The 17,149-nt window shown below is 63.0% G+C and carries 12 protein-coding genes and 2 pseudogenes; 5 read left to right on the plus strand and 9 right to left on the minus strand.

What is annotated here, in order from left to right; all coding sequences use genetic code 11:
• Positions 1-25: 25 nt before the first annotated feature.
• Together E6B08_RS09975 and E6B08_RS09980 are read right to left on the minus strand one after the other, a co-directional pair.
• A pseudogene (locus tag E6B08_RS09975) lies at positions 26-1,173 on the minus strand (M14-type cytosolic carboxypeptidase).
• 85 nt (positions 1,174-1,258) lie between these two features.
• Complete coding sequence (locus tag E6B08_RS09980) at positions 1,259-1,516, minus strand: PAAR domain-containing protein (RefSeq protein ID WP_136913849.1); 258 nt, start codon at positions 1,514-1,516, stop codon at positions 1,259-1,261.
• Positions 1,517-1,533: 17 nt separating this feature from the next.
• Here E6B08_RS09980 and tssM point away from each other — a divergent pair.
• Both tssM and E6B08_RS09990 read left to right on the plus strand, forming a co-directional pair.
• Positions 1,534-3,936: pseudogene (gene tssM, locus E6B08_RS09985) on the plus strand (type VI secretion system membrane subunit TssM); the annotation flags it as partial.
• A 209-nt stretch (positions 3,937-4,145) separates the two neighbouring features.
• Entirely contained in the window at positions 4,146-4,625 is a 480-nt protein-coding gene (locus E6B08_RS09990; protein ID WP_136913851.1) for a DUF6392 family protein, read from the plus strand.
• An 83-nt stretch (positions 4,626-4,708) separates the two neighbouring features.
• On the opposite strand, the gene E6B08_RS09995 is transcribed toward E6B08_RS09990, so the two are convergent.
• Together E6B08_RS09995 and E6B08_RS10000 are read right to left on the minus strand one after the other, a co-directional pair.
• Positions 4,709-5,224, minus strand: coding sequence for a DUF4880 domain-containing protein (locus E6B08_RS09995; protein WP_136913852.1), 516 nt, complete (start codon positions 5,222-5,224; stop codon positions 4,709-4,711).
• A gap of 410 nt (positions 5,225-5,634) precedes the next feature.
• Complete coding sequence (locus E6B08_RS10000; RefSeq protein ID WP_136913853.1) at positions 5,635-5,961, minus strand: DUF6124 family protein; 327 nt, start codon at positions 5,959-5,961, stop codon at positions 5,635-5,637.
• A gap of 128 nt (positions 5,962-6,089) precedes the next feature.
• Here E6B08_RS10000 and E6B08_RS10005 point away from each other — a divergent pair, with 128 nt between their 5' ends.
• The gene (locus E6B08_RS10005; RefSeq protein ID WP_136913854.1) at positions 6,090-6,746 is read left to right on the plus strand and encodes a LexA family protein; all 657 of its coding nucleotides are present in this window, start codon (positions 6,090-6,092) and stop codon (positions 6,744-6,746) included.
• 387 nt (positions 6,747-7,133) lie between these two features.
• On the opposite strand, the gene E6B08_RS10010 is transcribed toward E6B08_RS10005, so the two are convergent.
• From E6B08_RS10010 to E6B08_RS10025, 4 genes are read right to left on the minus strand one after another with little or no spacing between them, the layout of a single operon-like run.
• Complete coding sequence (locus tag E6B08_RS10010) at positions 7,134-9,086, minus strand: acetyl/propionyl/methylcrotonyl-CoA carboxylase subunit alpha (protein WP_136913855.1); 1,953 nt, start codon at positions 9,084-9,086, stop codon at positions 7,134-7,136.
• Positions 9,083-9,898: a gamma-carboxygeranoyl-CoA hydratase gene (locus E6B08_RS10015; protein ID WP_136913856.1), complete on the minus strand. Its 816-nt coding sequence runs from the start codon at positions 9,896-9,898 to the stop codon at positions 9,083-9,085. Before E6B08_RS10015 ends, E6B08_RS10010 begins: the two co-directional genes overlap by 4 nt.
• A 3-nt stretch (positions 9,899-9,901) precedes the next feature.
• On the minus strand, positions 9,902-11,509 hold the full coding sequence (locus E6B08_RS10020; protein WP_136913857.1) for a carboxyl transferase domain-containing protein: 1,608 nt from the start codon (positions 11,507-11,509) through the stop codon (positions 9,902-9,904).
• An 18-nt stretch (positions 11,510-11,527) separates the two neighbouring features.
• On the minus strand, positions 11,528-12,691 hold the full coding sequence (locus E6B08_RS10025) for an isovaleryl-CoA dehydrogenase (RefSeq protein ID WP_136913858.1): 1,164 nt from the start codon (positions 12,689-12,691) through the stop codon (positions 11,528-11,530).
• A gap of 322 nt (positions 12,692-13,013) precedes the next feature.
• Between E6B08_RS10025 and E6B08_RS10030 the strand changes: the two genes are divergently transcribed.
• The gene (locus E6B08_RS10030; RefSeq protein WP_136913859.1) at positions 13,014-14,687 is read left to right on the plus strand and encodes an AMP-binding protein; all 1,674 of its coding nucleotides are present in this window, start codon (positions 13,014-13,016) and stop codon (positions 14,685-14,687) included.
• A gap of 75 nt (positions 14,688-14,762) precedes the next feature.
• On the opposite strand, the gene E6B08_RS30805 is transcribed toward E6B08_RS10030, so the two are convergent.
• Positions 14,763-14,924, minus strand: a complete 162-nt coding sequence (locus tag E6B08_RS30805; protein WP_192938635.1) for a hypothetical protein — start codon at positions 14,922-14,924, stop codon at positions 14,763-14,765.
• A 141-nt stretch (positions 14,925-15,065) separates the two neighbouring features.
• On the opposite strand from E6B08_RS30805, the gene E6B08_RS10035 reads away from it, so the two are divergent.
• Positions 15,066-17,084, plus strand: a complete 2,019-nt coding sequence (locus tag E6B08_RS10035) for an alpha-1,4-glucan--maltose-1-phosphate maltosyltransferase (RefSeq protein ID WP_136913860.1) — start codon at positions 15,066-15,068, stop codon at positions 17,082-17,084.
• Positions 17,085-17,149 lie beyond the last annotated feature (65 nt).

Below are 17,149 nucleotides of genomic sequence, written 5' to 3' on the forward strand. Positions count from 1 at the left end.
TTGCCCGCGAAGAGGCCCTTCCAGATCAGCGCAAATCCCCAACCATCTTCAACAACGTCTCCAACACCGCCCCGCCAGCGCCTTGGACCGCGCCCCCGACCACCCGGTAAGCGCATTCGGCGCATCGTCATGGTCCTTGAACGGCATCTCCAAGGTCAGCGACAGGCAGTCATAGGCCTGCCCCACGGCATTGCACGCCAAGGTAAGGTTGGCCTGCCCTGGTTCGTCACGGGTGTAGCCGTGCACGGTCTGGAAGTCGGGGGTGATGCTGCTCAGCGTACTGCGGAACTGCTCCTCGAGTGTCGCCAGGCGCGGCGTATACCCCGGGTTGCCTTCGCAGGCGGCGGTGAACACATGGGGGATCTCCTCATCCCCATGCACGTCGATGAAGGCATCCACCCCGTACTGTTTCATCTGTGCCTGGGCGAAGAACACTTCCGGGCTTAGCTCGACGCTCGCGTCCTGCCAGGCCCGGTTGAGGTCCTTGCCCTTGAAGTTGGTGCGCAGGTGGCCGAGGAAGGCGCCATCTGGGTTCATGTTGGGGATCAGGTACAGGTCAGCCTTGGCCAGCAACTGCTGGACCACCGCATCGTTGGCCTGCAGGCGGTCGATCACGCCCTCCATGAACCACTCGGCCATATGCTCGCCAGGGTGCTGCTGGGCGATCAACCACAGCTTGCGCTTGCCCTGGCCGCCATCGCCTGCGCGCAGCAATGGAATATCCCGCCCCTGCACGCTGCGCCCGTGGGCCAGCAACTCGACGCCGGGAATCTGCTGGGCGCGTTCGATCAACTGGTTGTGGCGGGCGCGGGGGTAGGGTTCGAAGTAGGCAAACCAGGCGTGGTCCTGCGCGGCTTCGAGTTCGAACGACAATGCCTTGCCATCGAACTGGCTAGGCACGCGGAACCAGGTCTGCTGATCGTAGGAGGCCACGGCGTGGTAGCCGGTCCAGGCGTTCTTGTAGGACGACTCGGAGGCGTTGCCCAGGCTGAAGCGGTGGGTCGAGCCGGGGGTGAGACCGCTGGCCTTGAAGTGGAACCACTGGAAGTGGCCGCTGTGGGTGTCCGGGCGGATGGCCAGGTGGACCAGGGACGGGTTGCTGGCGTCCACGACCTGGATGTTGCCGGCATCGAAGTCGCAGTCGATCTGCAGGGGGGACGGCGTCGCGGTCATAGGCGGGGGCTCCTTGGGGGGCTTTGTTGTGGGGGTACTTTACACCGCCTGTTCGGTTTGCTGGGTTGCTACTGCATGTCGATGGTCACTCGACAAGCCAACTGGCATCGCCCTCCACCAGCGTGCCGCCGTGGCTGGTGGTATCGCCCTGGCGTGCGGCGGGGCTGCCTTCGATCAGCATGTGGTGGGCGCCAGTCTCGATGATGGCGCCGCAGCAGGTCTGGTCGCCGACGCGGGCGATGGCCTTGCCGTTGACGGAGGCCGAGCTGGCGCCGGAGATGACGACGCCCTCTCCGTGGAGGGGGCAGAGGTGGCGGTGGCCTACCAGGACGATGGGGTTCATTGGTTCTCCGTTTGTGTGGCCTGTATTGGTCTTCGGTTGCGCAGCATGGGATCGTGGAAAACGCATTCCTGCGCGAGTCCGCACAGCCGTATGCGGTGCCTCGGCCGTTCAGGGAGGGGAAGCGGAACGAAAGACCTCAGTCCTACTTCGTGAAACAGCTTTTTCGGGATGTGATTCTCCCCGAGGCGGGTTTGGCAAGTGACAACATCAAAATCTCTTACAGCAAGCGTCGTGGGTTCTGGCTAGGTTGTGGCTGTGGCCTGCTGGCATTTGTGGTGGCTGGCTCGGCTTTTCAGCATTTCTTCCTGATCAACCGAGACAAGGCAAATGCGGTGCTGGTGAAGAGCCAGGCATTCAAGACTGCCGTGGTGGAACAGCGGGTCGACCCCACCGGGCGCAACCTGTTGGGGCCTTTGCAGCAGGTTGGCGATGCTGTTTCGCTGTTCGGTGACTATCGATCGGCATGGCCAGTTCTTTCCGATGCAGGGCTGTACCAAGGGCGATCCATCGGCCCATTGGTGGACGAAGCCTATCTGGCCCTGTTGTCGCGACGCTTTCTACCGGCCTTGGCCAGCGGCTTGGTTGATGCCATTAACGCGGCACCCGAGGGCAGCGAACAACAGATGGCCGCGCTTCGGGTGTATCGCATGATTGAGGACCGGCACAACCGAAAGCCGGAATGGGTAGAGCAGTGGATGGCTCGGCAATGGCAATCGGCACTCCCTGGCGAAGGGCAGGTTCAGCAAGCCCTGATGCGTCATTTGCAGTATGCCCTGGCCTATGCGGACGCCGACCTTGGGGGGGAGCGCCTGCGCGTTGACGATGCTCAGCAAGCATTACGCAAAGTGCCATTGCAGCAACGCCTTTACGCCAACCTCAAGCACGAAGCGCAGAAAGATCTACGAACAGGCCTGGACTTGCGTCAACAGGTCGGGCCTGCTTTCGATGTCATTTATCAGCCGAGCGAAAATCCGCGCCTACCTGCGCTGCTGACGGCAAAGGGCTTCACTGCAGTCTTTGAGCCACAGAGCCAGCGACTGATGGACATGGCCATGATCGACCAGTGGGCTTTGGGTGAGCGCCAAACGCTGGATTATTCGCCCGCCGATCGCGCCGTCCTGACCGAGCAGATACGCAACCTGTACAGCGCCGACTACATCGACAGTTGGCGACAGTCGTTGAATCAACTGACCGTTACGGGCTTTCACGATCTGGACCATGGTGTGTCGGTACTGGCGCAGCTGACTGGGCCTGCCGCCCCCCTGCGGCGGTTGCTGGAGACCGTTCGTGACAACACTGTGTTCGACAACTTGCCTGCTCCAGGCGAAGAGCAGGACGGCTTGGACGCCGTCGCCGATTCACCTTCAGCACTCGGAAGGCATTCTCACGGTCTGGAAATCGGGCGAGCCTTTACTGAGTTGAACGAAATGCTTGAAACGACAGGGGATCGGCGCAGCTATTACGAAGAGACGCTTGCTGCCATCAAGGCTGTGCATGATTACGCCAGGGCAGTGCAGGACAGCCCAGAGCGCGGCAACGCTGCGCTGGATGTGGTGCTGGGGCGTTTCTCGATGAAGGGTGCCGATCCGATCGCCGTGTTACAGCGTGTGGCTGCTGGCCTGCCTGATCCGCTTCGCCAGCAAGTTGCGGCCATCGCCGAGCAGACCGCCCAGGTGCTTGTCGTCGAAGCCTTGTACGAACTCGAGCGCCGCTGGCATGCGGACGTCTACAGTTTCTTCGAGCAACGCCTGGCCGGCCGCTATCCATTCGTGAGCGGAGCCCCTGATGCGGCATTGGACGACTTTGAAGCGTTCTTTGGGCCCAAAGGTCGGTTGCAGGCGTTCCAAGAGCGGTATCTGGACGTGTTTCTCAAGGAAAACCTGAGCGCGCTCTATGCAGAAAATCGCGGGGGTTACCTGATTCGCACGGATGTAATGGAGCAGTTGGAGGCAGCAGCACGCATCCGTGAGACCTTTTTCGATAACCGCGGCAATCTCGGTGTGCAATTCAGCATTGAGCCTCTGGGGCTGGGGGCGAACCAGCGTGCTAGCTTGCTTGATCTTGAGGGGCAAATGATTGCGTATCCACAGGGGCCAAGGATGGTGGCAGGCGTGATCTGGCCTAATCCACGGCAAGCTCGCAGCAACCTTACGCTGCTACGAGACGATGGTCACAGCAGCAGCCTGGAATATCGTGGACCATGGTCGATGTTCCGATTGCTCAGCCGAGGCATGCTCAATGGACGCAACGCAACGAGTGTCGATCTGACCTTCAAAACGGCGCTTGGCGTTGCCCGCTACAAGCTGAGTTCGGAGAAGGCGTTCAACCCGATCACTCAGCAACCCTTCAAGGGTTTCACCCTGCCGCGGACGTTGCTCGAAGCTGACGGCCCGAAAGTTGGAATGGGCTTGACGAACTGACCGGTAGCCAGGCTACTCCTGGTCATGCCACCTCGTAAAAGCTGTAGGAGATAAGTCCTTCGCTTGTAGGAGGCATCCGATTTCAAGCTACTTTCAGTTCCCTGAGCCCATTGCTTGCGCATCCCCATGTTTCCGCCGGCCAAACCGTGTTTCAGTGAAAACGCATCAAGACACCTTTGACTGAAACCCAAAAACGGCAGGACATTCCGATGAACATTACCGAGGTGAATGACTTAATCAAGTCACTGGGTCAGCCATGTGTCGAATTAGAGGAGAACGTACTGTTGTGCAACGAACTCCTCAAGCTGGAGGAGGGGGGCGACAAGAACGCGTTTTTGATGTTACGCCCAGAGCCCGGGGTTGAGATGTGGATCTGGGTCAGGACCAAGGCGCTGGAAACGGTGCTTTTCTGTCTAATGGAGACGATAAACGGGGACGCGGCCTATAGCGGCGCGCTGCCGAGCCCGTTTTCGTTGAAGATGACCAAGCGCGATGTGAGGGCGCTTCTAGGGGAACCCTACGAGTCGTCACCGCCATCCGACGCACTTCGCGACCAGGGCTACGCCGGGACGGACTACTACCGTTATGGCGCGTCGACTTTTCCTGATGCACAAGTTGGATTGCAATACCGGGAAGATGGCCTCGTCTGTACGATAGGTTTTTCTCGGAAGGGTGCTGGGCTGCACTGAGTGTGCGGGCTATCACCATACAGGCGCGGTGGCGATCTGTGCGATTGGCTATCCGGTCGCCTCGCTACGCTAGCCACCGGAACTCAAGCCCAGAAGCCGAACGCGAGCAGTGCCGCCACTCCAAGCCCCACCGCCACCGAACATCCACCCAACGACAACGCCGCACGCCCATGCCGATACCAACCGTCCTGGCCCAGTTCCCGCGCTGGGGCCAGCAGTTGCCGCCAGCGCAATTCGGTGTCGTGGAATGCCTGGAGGTGTGCAGGGTCGGCATCCAGCCAGCGGCGAAAGTCGATGCGTTCGCATGAGGTGGCGTCGGGGCTTTGCAGGCGCACGTACCATTGGGCGGCCACGCTGGCGAGGGTGTCGCCCTGGGGGCGGGCGGCTTGCAGTGCTTGGCTCATGTTTCGTTCGATACTGCGCAACGGCAGGTCGAGGCGGATGGCGATGCTGGCGAAATCGAGTTGATCCAGGCGATTGAGCAGGAACACTTGCTGCACACGCCGGGGCAGGCGCTTGAGGCCATGCAGTAGGGCGCTGTCGGCCACTTGCTCGGCGGATGGCGTAGGGTGCTCAAGGGGCAGCAGCAGACGGCTCATGGACAGCTCCTTGCTCAAAAGGGTAGGGATGGGGGCATCTTCCTTGATGCGGAATCAGAGTAGGCGAAACGAGATTGATTCTCAAGTGCTGATTCCGCAAAGATTTGTAATGAGCGTTCACGCTCTAACATACTTTTGCTATCATGCCGGCCATCAACGATCTTCATTAGCCTGAAGAGCCAAAAAAAAGACCCGGCAAAAAGCCGGGTCAAAAACCGTGATTAGCCTGATGAGGAGATAATCTAGAGCGACCTAAGCTCCAGGTTATCCAGCGGATCTCGCGATCAGCTGAGTGCAATAATAATCGTTATCATTTGCAAGTCAAATGAATTTTCAGTTATCCGCTGAAATATTTCGCCGCACGTCCTCGACTCGGCCCACGGGCCTCCCGCCGCTACCTTCATCTTTCTCTACGTCTGTTCCTGAATCCCTGGCTGGGCAGGCTTCTCGCCGTGCTCCAACAAGGCTTTGGCCATCTCGATCATGTGCACCAGCGCAAGGGTCAGCTCACGCGGCATGCCGTCCTGCTGCGAGGCGGTCGCGCGGGCCGAGGCAGCTGCGCAACGAAGCAAGGCGACAGCGTTGTGCATGATTTCCTCGCGGCTCACATCCTCGTGCAGGGTCCAGATTTTATGCTGGATGGTCGATAACGGCTGGCTGGGGTTGAGGTAGTAATCCAGCGCACGACGGGCCGCTTCACACTCGCTTTCTGTAACGGGCTTTTTCGGTGGTTTCATCGCAGTACCTGTTGATATCCCTTCAATCACAATGAAACCTGAATATAGGTCAGTCTGTATTTTTTATCTTGTCATAGATAATTCAAGGTGTGTATTGAACCCTCCAGTACAGTCCGTATTGTGCGCTCATGGAAAACTGGAACGCATTTCTCAAGCGCTACAAGCGCGAGCACAACCTCAGCCAGCTCAAACTCGCTGAACGTCTGTCGATGACGCAGGGCGGCGTGGGCCATTGGCTGCGTGGCACGCGTCGCCCGACGCTGGCCACCATCAACGAGAAGCTGGAAAAACTTGGCTTGGTGTATCTAGAGGCCCAGGTGATGGTGGTCGAGCGCACGCTGGTGCGTGAAGAGCCCACTGCCTATGCGGCGCAGCGCCCGGTGTCGGGAGAGGCGCTGCGCTATGCCAGCTTCCGTTTTCCGGTGTTGGCCTGGCAGGATTTGCAGGGCGATTTACCAGAGAAAGCCGAGGTATCGGAGCAGACCGATTACATGCCTTCAGGCAACGCATTCTGGCTGGAAGTCGAAAATGACTCGATGAACGCCGCCAGCGGCAGAAGCGTGCCCGAGGGTATGCGCATTCTGGTAGATACAGGACTTGTGGCCGAGCCAGGCAGGTTGGTGATCGCTCGTCAGCCAGGCAAGTCGGCGATTTTCCGCGAGTTGGCCGAGGAGGGTGGGCAGTGGTATTTGAAGCCGCTGAATAGTCGCTATCCGGCACTGGTTTGTGAAGAGGGGTGTGAATTTCTGGGCGTGGTGGTTCGGGTGCATGGAATTTTCGATTGATGGGGCCATGTAGTGCCTGGCGTTACATCTCCAGCGCCTGGGAGATCGAGCGCCGCCCGCGCGGCGCATCGCGACGCAAGGCCGCTCCCACATCTGTTTCGAGCCAATTATGTCTGGTAGGCCATGGTTGTCAGCCTGGTGGGCCCGGCGCGATATTTGTGTTGGCGCAGGACGCACCACGATATTCCATGGTGCCGCCAAAGGCGAACAACCATGGCCTGACAGACATAATTGGCCCGAAACAGATGTGGGAGCGGCCTTGCGTCGCGATGCGCCGCGCGGGCGGCGCTCGATTTGCGCGGCACCACAACTCTCCAGCGCACACTTCGCGATGCGCCGCCCGGGCGCCGCTCGATATCGGCAGCGCCGCAAAACCTGAGACGCCCCCTACTCAACCAACTCCACCAACACCGTCCCTTCGCTGACCATATCCCCCTCCTGGCAGAACAGCGCCTGTACCGTACCGCCATGCGGCGCCCGGATGCTGTGCTCCATCTTCATCGCCTCCAGCACCACCAGGGGCGTGCCAGCCTCAACGACCTGCCCCGGTTCGACCAGCACTCGCACGATGCTGCCGTTCATCGGCGCACCCAGTCCGCCCTGATGGCCATGGCTGGCTTCAGCGGCGCTGATCGGGTCGAACGGCTCGACGGCGTGCATCTCGCCGTCCCAACGCAGGTACAGCGTGTCGTCACGGCGTACCGCCAGATAGCGGCGGCGCACGCCATCCTGGTCGTGGTTGAGCTGTTCGCCGTCCAGGTGCCAGGTCGACGCCGCGCTGCGCTCCAGGGCCACGGCCTGGTCCTGGCCACCACTGCTCAGGTGCAGGCTGCTGCGCGCCGGTAGGCCCAGGCGCAGGCCGCTACGCTCGGCCCAAGGCGAGGCAGCATCGTCAGCGCGGCGCTGCGTGGCTTGGCCTTGCAGCCAGGCCTCGGCCGCCGCTTCCCAGAAAGGCGCTGGCAACGCTTGTGGTGCCGGCAGCAGCACCTGTTGATGGCGGGCGATGAAACCGGTATCCAGTTCGGCCTCGGCGAAGGCCGGGTGGGCGAGGATACGCCGCAGGAAACCGATGTTGGTCTTGAGCCCACCGATGGCGAATTCGTCGAGCATGGCCAGCAAGCGCAGACGCGCCTGCTCGCGGTCGACGCCCCAGGCGATCAGCTTGCCCAGCATCGGGTCGTAGAACGGCGACACCACATCGCCCTCGTTGACCCCGCTGTCCACCCGGCGGCCTTCGCCAGGTGCCGACTCGCGGTACAGCGCCAGGCGACCGGTGGCCGGCAGGAACTCGTTGGCCGGGTCTTCGGCGTACAGGCGCACTTCGATGGCATGGCCGATCAGCGGTACCTGCGCCTGGGTGATTGGCAGTGGCTCGCCGCAGGCGACGCGGATCTGCCAGGCCACCAGATCGAGGCCGGTGATCGCCTCGGTGACCGGGTGCTCAACCTGCAGGCGGGTGTTCATCTCCATGAAGAAGAACTCGCCACGGGCGTCGAGCAGGAACTCGACGGTACCGGCGCCGACGTAGCCGATTGCCTGGGCCGCGCGCACCGCCGATTCGCCCATGGCCTGGCGCAGCTCGGGCGACAGGCCCGGTGCCGGCGCTTCCTCGACCACCTTCTGGTGGCGGCGTTGGATCGAGCAGTCGCGCTCGTTCAGGTACAGGCAGTTGCCGTGCTGGTCGGCGAACACCTGGATCTCCACGTGGCGCGGCTTGAGCACGTATTTTTCCACGAGCATGCGAGCATCGCCGAACGACGCCTGTGCCTCGCGCTGGGCAGAAGCCAGGGCGTCGGCCAGTTCATGCTCGTGCTCGACCACCTTCATGCCCTTGCCGCCACCCCCGGCGCTGGCCTTGAGCAGCACCGGGTAGCCGATGCGTTCGGCGGCGGCGCGGAAGGTGTCGAAGTCCTGGGCCTCGCCGTGATAGCCCGGCACCAGGGGCACGCCGGCCGACTCCATCAGCGCCTTGGCCGCCGACTTGCTGCCCATGGCGTCGATGGCGCTGGCCGGGGGGCCGAGGAAGATCAGCCCGGCAGCTTCGATGGCGCGAGCGAAGCCTGCGTTTTCCGAAAGAAAGCCGTAGCCCGGATGGATGGCCTGGGCACCGCTGGCCTTGGCCGCGGCGAGCAGCTTGTCGACCAGCAGGTAACTGTCGGCGGCCTTGGTGCCGCCCAGGTCGACGCGGATGTCGGCTTCGTGGCTGTGCCGCGCGTCACGGTCGGTAGCGCTGTGCACGGCCACAGTGGTCAGGCCCATGGCCTTGGCGGTGCGCATTACTCGGCAGGCGATCTCGCCGCGGTTGGCGACCAACAGGGTGGTCAATGGAGGGCGGCTCATGGGCGCGGTTCCTTCTTGTCGTCGTTTTGCCAGGCGGGGCGGCGTTTTTCCAGGAAAGCGCGCAGGCCTTCCTGGCCTTCGGCGCTGACTCGGATGTGGGCGATGGTGTTCTCGCAGTAGCGGCGCAGCGCCGGGCTCAACTCGCCGTCATCGACTTCGCGCAGCAGGTCCTTGGATGCACGCAGGGCCTGCGGGCTGTTCTGCAGCAGGTTGGCGACCCAGGCTTCGACCTGGGCGTCGAGCTCGCTGGCCGGGTACACCTCGGCCAGCAAGCCCAGTTCGCGGGCACGCAGGCCGCTGAAACGCTCGGCGGTGAGGCTGTAGCGCCGCGCTGCACGCTCGCCGATGGCCTTGACCACGAACGGGCTGATCACCGCCGGAGCCAGGCCAATGCGTACTTCCGACAGGCACAGCTGCGCGTCCTCGGCACCGATGGCCATGTCGCAGCAACTGATCAGGCCCAGCGCGCCACCGAAGGCCGCGCCTTGCACCACCGCCAAAGTCGGGGCCTTGAGCCGATGCAGGGCATACATCAGCTCGCCGAGTTCATGGGCGTCTTCCAGGTTGCGGTTGAAGTCCAGCTGCGCCGACTGCTGCATCCAGGCCAGGTCGGCGCCGGCGCTGAAGTGTCGGCCACGGCCGCGCAGCAGCAAGAAGCGCAAGCTGGCGTCTTCGCCAAGCTGATCGAGGGCGATGATCAGCTCGCGGATCATCTGTGCATTGAATGCGTTGTTCTTGTCCTCGCGGTTCAGCCACAGGGTGGCGAAGCCGCGGGGGTCGCGAATCACTTCGAGGGTGCTGAAATCGCTCATGGGTCACATCCGGAAGATGCCGAAGCGGCTCTGTTCGATTGGGGCGTTCAGCGCGGCAGACAGGGCCAGGCCGAGCACGTCGCGGGTCTGCGCCGGGTCGATGACGCCGTCGTCCCACAGTCGCGCACTGGAGTAGTAGGGGTGGCCCTGGCGCTCGTACTGGTCGAGGATCGGCTGCTTGAGCTTGGCTTCGTCGGCGGCACTGAACGCCTGGCCGCTGCGTTCGCTCTGCTCGCGCTTGACCTGGGCGAGCACTCCGGCAGCCTGCTCGGCGCCCATCACGCCGATGCGCGCGTTGGGCCACATCCACAGCATGCGCGGGTCGTAGGCGCGTCCGCACATGCCGTAGTTGCCGGCGCCGAAGCTGCCGCCGATGATCACCGTGAACTTCGGCACCTGGGCGCAGGCCACCGCGGTGACCAGCTTGGCGCCGTGCTTGGCGATACCACCTTCCTCGTACTTCTTGCCGACCATGAAGCCGGTGATGTTCTGCAGGAACAGCAGTGGGATACCGCGTTGGCAGGCAAGCTCGATGAAGTGCGCGCCTTTTTGCGCAGCTTCGGCGAAGAGGATGCCGTTGTTGGCCAGGATCGCCACCGGATAACCATGCAAGTGGGCGAAGCCGCACACCAGGGTGGTACCGAACAGGGCCTTGAACTCGTCGAACACCGAGCCATCGACCAGGCGGGCTATCACCTCGCGCACATCGAATGGCTGCTTGGCATCGGCCGGCACCACACCGTACAGCTCCTCGGCGGCGTACAGCGGAGCCACCACCGGCCGGCATTGCAGTTGGCCGAGCTTGTGCCAGTTGAGGTTGGCGACGCTACGCCGGGCCAGGGCCAGGGCGTGTTCGTCGTTGTCGGCATAATGGTCGGCCACGCCACTGGTGCGGCAGTGCACGTCGGCGCCGCCGAGGTCTTCGGCGCTCACCACCTCACCGGTGGCGGCCTTCACCAGCGGCGGCCCGGCGAGGAAGATGGTGGCTTGCTGGCGCACCATGATCGCTTCGTCGGCCATGGCCGGCACGTAGGCGCCGCCCGCAGTGCACGACCCCATGACCACGGCGATCTGTGGGATGCCCAGGGCGCTCATGTTGGCCTGGTTGAAGAAGATCCGCCCGAAATGCTCGCGATCGGGGAATACCTCGTCCTGGCGTGGCAGGTTGGCGCCGCCGGAATCGACCAGGTAGATGCACGGCAGGCGGTTCTGCAGGGCGATGGTTTGCGCACGCAGGTGTTTCTTGACCGTCAGCGGGTAGTAGGAGCCGCCTTTGACCGTGGCGTCGTTGGCCACGATCATGCACTCGACGCCCTCCACGCGGCCGATGCCCGCGATCACTCCGGCTGCCGGCACATCCTCGCCGTACACCTCATGGGCGGCCAGTTGGCCAATTTCAAGAAATGCCGAGCCGGGGTCGAGCAGGCGGTCGATCCGCTCACGCGGCAGCAGCTTGCCCCGCGAGGTGTGCCGCTCCTGGGCCTTGGGCCCACCGCCCTGGCTGACCTGGGCCAGCAGCTCGCGCAAGGCCTGCACCTGTTCGAGCATGGCCGCGCTGTTGCCGGCGAACTCCGCCGACCGTGGGTTGATCTGGGTGTGCAAGGTAGCCATGTGCGTGGTTCCTCCTGCTCAGCGGGTTTCGTTGAACAGTTCGCGACCGATCAACATCCGGCGGATTTCGCTGGTACCGGCGCCGATTTCGTAAAGCTTGGCATCGCGCAGCAAGCGGCCTGCGGGGAATTCGTTGATGTAGCCGTTGCCGCCGAGGATCTGGATCGCCTCCAGGGCCATCTGGGTAGCGCGCTCGGCGGTGTAAAGGATCACCCCGGCGGCGTCCTTGCGCGTGGTCTCGCCACGGTCGCAGGCCTGGGCCACGGCATACAGGTAGGCGCGGCTGGCGTTGAGCTGGGTGTACATGTCGGCGATCTTGCCCTGGATCAGCTGGAACTCGCCGATGCTCTGACCGAACTGCTTACGGTCGTGGATGTACGGCACCACCAGGTCCATGCAGCTCTGCATGATGCCGGTGGGGCCACCGGAGAGCACCACACGCTCGTAGTCCAGGCCACTCATCAGCACGCGCACGCCGCCGTTGAGCTGGCCAAGGATGTTTTCTTCCGGTACCTCGACACCGTCGAAGAACAGCTCGCAGGTGTTGGAGCCACGCATGCCGAGCTTGTCGAACTTGTTGCTGCGCGAGAAGCCTTTCCAGTCGCGCTCGACGATGAACGCGGTGATGCCGTGAGGGCCCTTGTCCAGGTCGGTCTTGGCGTAGATCACGTAGGTGTTGGCGTCGGGGCCGTTGGTGATCCAGGTCTTGCTGCCGTTGAGCACGTAGCGGTCGCCGCGTTTCTCGGCACGCAGTTTCATCGACACGACGTCGGAGCCGGCATTGGGCTCGCTCATCGCCAGGGCGCCGATGTGCTCGCCGCTGATCAGCTTGGGCAGGTATTTCTGCTTCTGTTCGTGGGTGCCGTTGCGGTTGATCTGGTTGACGCACAGGTTGGAGTGGGCGCCATAGGAAAGGGCAACCGAGGCCGAGCCGCGGCTGATCTCTTCCATCGATACCACGTGCGCGAGGTAGCCGAGGCCGGCGCCGCCATATTCTTCCGCCACGGTGATGCCAAGCAGGCCCATGTCGCCGAACTTGCGCCACATGTCAGCGGGGAACAGGTTGTCGTGGTCGATCTGCGCGGCGCGTGGCGCCAGTTCGGCGGCAACGAACGTGCGCACCTGGTCGCGGAGCATGTCGATGGTTTCGCCCAGGGCGAAGTTCAGGGATGGGTAATGCATGCGGGGCACCTTGTTGTTCTTGATATGTGGGTTGACCGTAGCTCACAGCTTCGACGCCGAACCTTGTGGGAGCGGGCTTGCCCGCGAATGCGTCATCAGGACCACCGTCGTTGCCTGGACGATCGCTTTCGCGGGCAAGCCCGCTCCCACAAGGTTAGGTGTTGAGCGCGGATTCGGTCCGGTTCGTCACCTTTACGTTAACGTAAACCTGGGTGTGAGTGCTGTCAATCGCCTTATGACCTTTACGTAAACGTTAATCTGCGCCAGAGTATCCATCACTCGCTTCAACCCGTGCCCAGAACAAACACAAGAAGGGACACCCATGAGTCAACCAAGCTATACCCGCGGCCCCCAGGACAAGCCGCTGCTGACCCTGACCATCGGCCAGGCATTCGATGCCACCGTCGCCCGTCACGCTGACGGCGAGGCGCTGGTGTCGCGTCACCAAGGACTGCGCTACAGCTGGCGGCAGCTGGCAGAGCAGGTCGACTTGCACGCGCGCGCCTTGATGACGCTGGGCGTCGAGCGCGGTGACCGGGTCGGTATCTGGTCGCCCAACTGTGCCCAGTGGTGCATCCTGCAGCTGGCTACTGCCAAGGTCGGCGCGGTGCTGGTCAACATCAACCCGGCCTACCGGGTGGCCGAGCTCGAATACGCGCTGCGCCAATCCGGCTGCCGCTGGCTGGTCTGCGCCGATGCCTTCAAGACCTCCGATTACCACGCCATGGTCCAGGAACTGGTGCCGGAACTGGCAGGTGCAGCACTGGGCGTGCTGGTCAGCGAACGCCTACCCGAGCTGCGCGGGGTCATCAGCCTGGCTGCCTGCCCGCCGCCTGGCTTCCTGGCGTGGCAGGCGCTCGCCGGGCGGGCAGGGGGCACCACCGCCGAGGCCTATCAGGCCCGCCAGCAGGCGCTGCACTGCCAGCAGCCGGTCAACATCCAGTACACCTCCGGCACCACTGGCGCGCCCAAGGGCGCGACACTGAGCCACTACAACATCCTCAACAATGGTTTCATGGTCGGCGAAAGCCTGGGTCTGACCAGCGCCGACCGCATGGTGATCCCGGTGCCGCTGTACCATTGCTTCGGCATGGTCATGGCCAATCTCGGTTGCATCACCCACGGCAGCACCATGATCTACCCCAATGACGCCTTCGACGCCGAACTCACCTTGCGCGCCGTGGCCGAGGAGCGCGCGAGCATCCTCTATGGCGTGCCGACCATGTTCATCGCCATGCTCGACCACCCTTCGCGCAGCGCCCTGGACCTGTCCACCCTGCGCAGCGGCATCATGGCCGGCGCCACCTGCCCGATCGAGGTCATGCGCCGGGTCATCGAGCAGATGCACATGGCCGAGGTGCAGATTGCCTATGGCATGACCGAGACCAGCCCGGTCTCGCTGCAGACTGGCCCGGACGACGAACTGGAGCTGCGCGTGACCACTGTTGGCCGCACTCATCCGCAGCTGGAGACCCAGCTGGTTGATAGCCAAGGGCAAGTGGTCGGGCGCGGCGAAATCGGCGAGCTGTGCACCCGCGGCTACAGCGTGATGCTCGGCTATTGGGACAACCCCCAGGCCAGCGCCGAAGCCATCGATGCCCACGGCTGGATGCATTCGGGCGATCTGGCGGTGATGGATGAACAAGGCTTCGTACGCATCGTCGGGCGCAACAAGGACATGATCATTCGCGGCGGCGAGAACATCTATCCGCGCGAGCTGGAGGAGTTCTTCTATACCCACCCGGCGGTGGCCGATGCCCAGGTGATTGGCATTCCATGCCAGCGCTACGGCGAAGAAGTGGTCGCGTGGATCAAGTTGCATCCCGGACACAGCGCCACGGTCGAAGAGTTGCAAGGCTGGTGCAAGGCGCGCATCGCCCACTTCAAGGTGCCCCGGCACTTCCGCTTCGTCGACGAGTTCCCGATGACGGTGACCGGCAAGGTGCAGAAATTCCGCATGCGCGAGATCAGCGTTGCGGAACTCACAGCTGACTGAGGCGGATTTACCCACCCTGGCGTCGGCAAGCCGGTGCCAGGGTCAGTACTGTCATGTGGCTTGCATCGTCTACCCTTAAGCCTTCACCGGTGGTTCATCGCTCGGCGGGTCGCCAACCGTCGGCGGCACGGTTGGCTTGATTGGCAGCTCGTCCGGGTCTTGCTCCGGCACGGGCGGCGGCAGGCTCGGGTCGTCGATGTTGGGGTCGGGTGTCTCCGGTGGAATGGGAATGTTCATGGCCTGACCTCGCGTGGGTTGTTTGAAGAGGCGCTGCAGGCTTTGACCGACGGCCATCTGCATCGCTCAATTTTTTTGAACCCCAACGCCTGCGCACGGCTCTGAACCCTTACCGCCACCAGCTTAAGGGAGCATGGTCCGATGTCACGAAACGAGCCCTTCGAAAGCGTGCCCATGGCGAACGACCATCCGGACCAGGCCATCAGCCTGGCCCAGGCGCTGCTGGCGCCGCGCATCGTGATCGAAGACACCCAGCCGGTACTCGATGCCGGCAGCTTCGCTGCCAAGGCCATCAGCGGCCAGCCGGTGGCGGTCAGCGGCAAGGTCTACAGCGATGGCCACGACCGTCTGGCGGTGATGCTGCACTGGCGCCAGGCGCACAGCCGGCAGTGGCATTGCGTGCCCATGCAGTCGCCGGGCAACGACCTGTGGCTGGCCGAATTCACTCCGCTTGAACTGGGCCCGCACCTGTTCTGCATCGAGGCCTGGATCGACCCGTTCGCCACCTATTGTCACGACCTGGAGAAGAAGTACCACGCCGGTGTCGAGGTCAAGTTGGAGTTGGAGGAGGGGCGCCTGATGCTGGGCAAGGGCAGCGCACTCGCCTCAGGTGTACTGCGCGACGAACTGGCAGGCTTGCAGCAACGCCTGGTGAGCCTGCCCGCCGACGACCAGGTATCACTGTTGCTCAGTCCAGATACCGCGCGTCTGATGGCCGAGGCCGAACACCGCAGCTACCTCACCCGCAGCCAGGAGTTTCCCCTCGACGTCGACCGCCCGGCGGCGCAATTCGCCAGCTGGTACGAGCTGTTTCCGCGCTCGATCACCGACAGCGCCGAGCGCCACGGCACGTTCAACGATGTGCATGCACGTCTGCCGATGATCCGCGACATGGGCTTCGACGTGCTGTACTTCCCGCCGATCCACCCCATCGGCAGCCAGCACCGCAAGGGCCGCAACAACGCGTTGCGCGCCGAGCCCGGCGATCCCGGCAGCCCTTACGCGATAGGCAGCCACGAAGGCGGCCACGAGGCCATCCACCCGCAATTGGGCAGCCGCGAGGATTTTCGCCGGCTGGTCGCCGCCGCCGCCGAGCATGGCCTGGAGATCGCCCTGGACTTCGCCATCCAGTGCTCGCAAGACCACCCCTGGCTCAAGGAACACCCCGGCTGGTTCAGCTGGCGCCCGGACGGCACCATCCGCTACGCCGAGAACCCGCCGAAAAAGTACCAGGACATCGTCAACGTCGACTTCTATGCACCCGAGGCCGTGCCTTCGTTGTGGCTGGCACTGCGCGACGTGGTGGTCGGCTGGGTGAAGGAGGGGGTCAAGACCTTCCGCGTCGACAATCCGCACACCAAGCCTTTGCCCTTCTGGCAATGGCTGATCGCCAATGTGCGCAGCCAGCATCCCGAGGTGATCTTCCTCGCCGAGGCCTTCACCAAGCCCGCGATGATGGCGCGTCTGGGCAAGGTCGGCTATGCGCAGAGCTACACCTACTTCACCTGGCGCAACCACAAGCAGGAGTTGCAAGAGTACTTCGAGCAGCTCAACCAGCCGCCGTGGAGCCAGTGCTACCGGCCGAATTTCTTCGTCAACACACCGGACATCAACCCCTATTTCCTGCACGAGTCAGGCCGCGCCGGATTTCTCATCCGTGCTGCCCTGGCGACCATGGGGTCGGGCCTGTGGGGCATGTATTCGGGCTTCGAACTGTGCGAAAGCGCGGCCCTGCCGGGCAAGGAGGAGTACCTGGATTCGGAGAAATACGAAATCCGTCCACGGGACTTCACCCAGCCGGGCAACATCATCGCCGAGATCGCCCAGCTCAACCGCATCCGTCGGCAGAATCCGGCGTTGCAAACGCACCTTGGCGTGGCCTTCTTCAATTGCTGGAACGACAACATCCTGTACTTCGCCAAGCGCACGCCCGAGCGCGACAACTACATCCTGGTGGCGGTGAGCCTTGATCCGCACAACGTCCAGGAAGCGCATTTCGAGTTGCCCTTGTGGGAACTGGGGCTTGGCGACGATGCCGAAACCCATGGCGAGGACCTGATGAACGGGCATCGCTGGTCGTGGTACGGCAAGACCCAATGGATGCGCATCGACCCAGGGCATCTGCCGTTCGGTATCTGGCGTATTCAAAAGGCCCGGTAAAGGTGCGGCATTGGCCGCTTCCACAGGGTTTTGATGTTTGTACGTCAACCCAGGTAAACCGCAAC

The organism is Pseudomonas putida, assembly GCF_005080685.1.
In the GTDB taxonomy this organism is placed as follows: domain Bacteria; phylum Pseudomonadota; class Gammaproteobacteria; order Pseudomonadales; family Pseudomonadaceae; genus Aquipseudomonas; species Aquipseudomonas putida_V.

What these genes read in the sequence shown, in the direction of transcription:
- E6B08_RS09990 (WP_136913851.1), top strand. Translation starts at nt 4,146, where the DNA reads ATGAACATTACCGAGGTGAATGACTTAATCAAGTCACTGGGTCAGCCA.
- E6B08_RS10000 (WP_136913853.1), bottom strand. Translation starts at nt 5,961, where the DNA reads ATGAAACCACCGAAAAAGCCCGTTACAGAAAGCGAGTGTGAAGCGGCC.
- E6B08_RS10015 (WP_136913856.1), bottom strand. Translation starts at nt 9,898, where the DNA reads ATGAGCGATTTCAGCACCCTCGAAGTGATTCGCGACCCCCGCGGCTTC.
- E6B08_RS10025 (WP_136913858.1), bottom strand. Translation starts at nt 12,691, where the DNA reads ATGCATTACCCATCCCTGAACTTCGCCCTGGGCGAAACCATCGACATG.
- E6B08_RS10020 (WP_136913857.1), bottom strand. Translation starts at nt 11,509, where the DNA reads ATGGCTACCTTGCACACCCAGATCAACCCACGGTCGGCGGAGTTCGCC.
- E6B08_RS09995 (WP_136913852.1), bottom strand. Translation starts at nt 5,224, where the DNA reads ATGAGCCGTCTGCTGCTGCCCCTTGAGCACCCTACGCCATCCGCCGAG.
- E6B08_RS10030 (WP_136913859.1), top strand. Translation starts at nt 13,014, where the DNA reads ATGAGTCAACCAAGCTATACCCGCGGCCCCCAGGACAAGCCGCTGCTG.
- E6B08_RS10035 (WP_136913860.1), top strand. Translation starts at nt 15,066, where the DNA reads ATGTCACGAAACGAGCCCTTCGAAAGCGTGCCCATGGCGAACGACCAT.
- E6B08_RS30805 (WP_192938635.1), bottom strand. Translation starts at nt 14,924, where the DNA reads ATGAACATTCCCATTCCACCGGAGACACCCGACCCCAACATCGACGAC.
- E6B08_RS10005 (WP_136913854.1), top strand. Translation starts at nt 6,090, where the DNA reads ATGGAAAACTGGAACGCATTTCTCAAGCGCTACAAGCGCGAGCACAAC.
- E6B08_RS09980 (WP_136913849.1), bottom strand. Translation starts at nt 1,516, where the DNA reads ATGAACCCCATCGTCCTGGTAGGCCACCGCCACCTCTGCCCCCTCCAC.
- E6B08_RS10010 (WP_136913855.1), bottom strand. Translation starts at nt 9,086, where the DNA reads ATGAGCCGCCCTCCATTGACCACCCTGTTGGTCGCCAACCGCGGCGAG.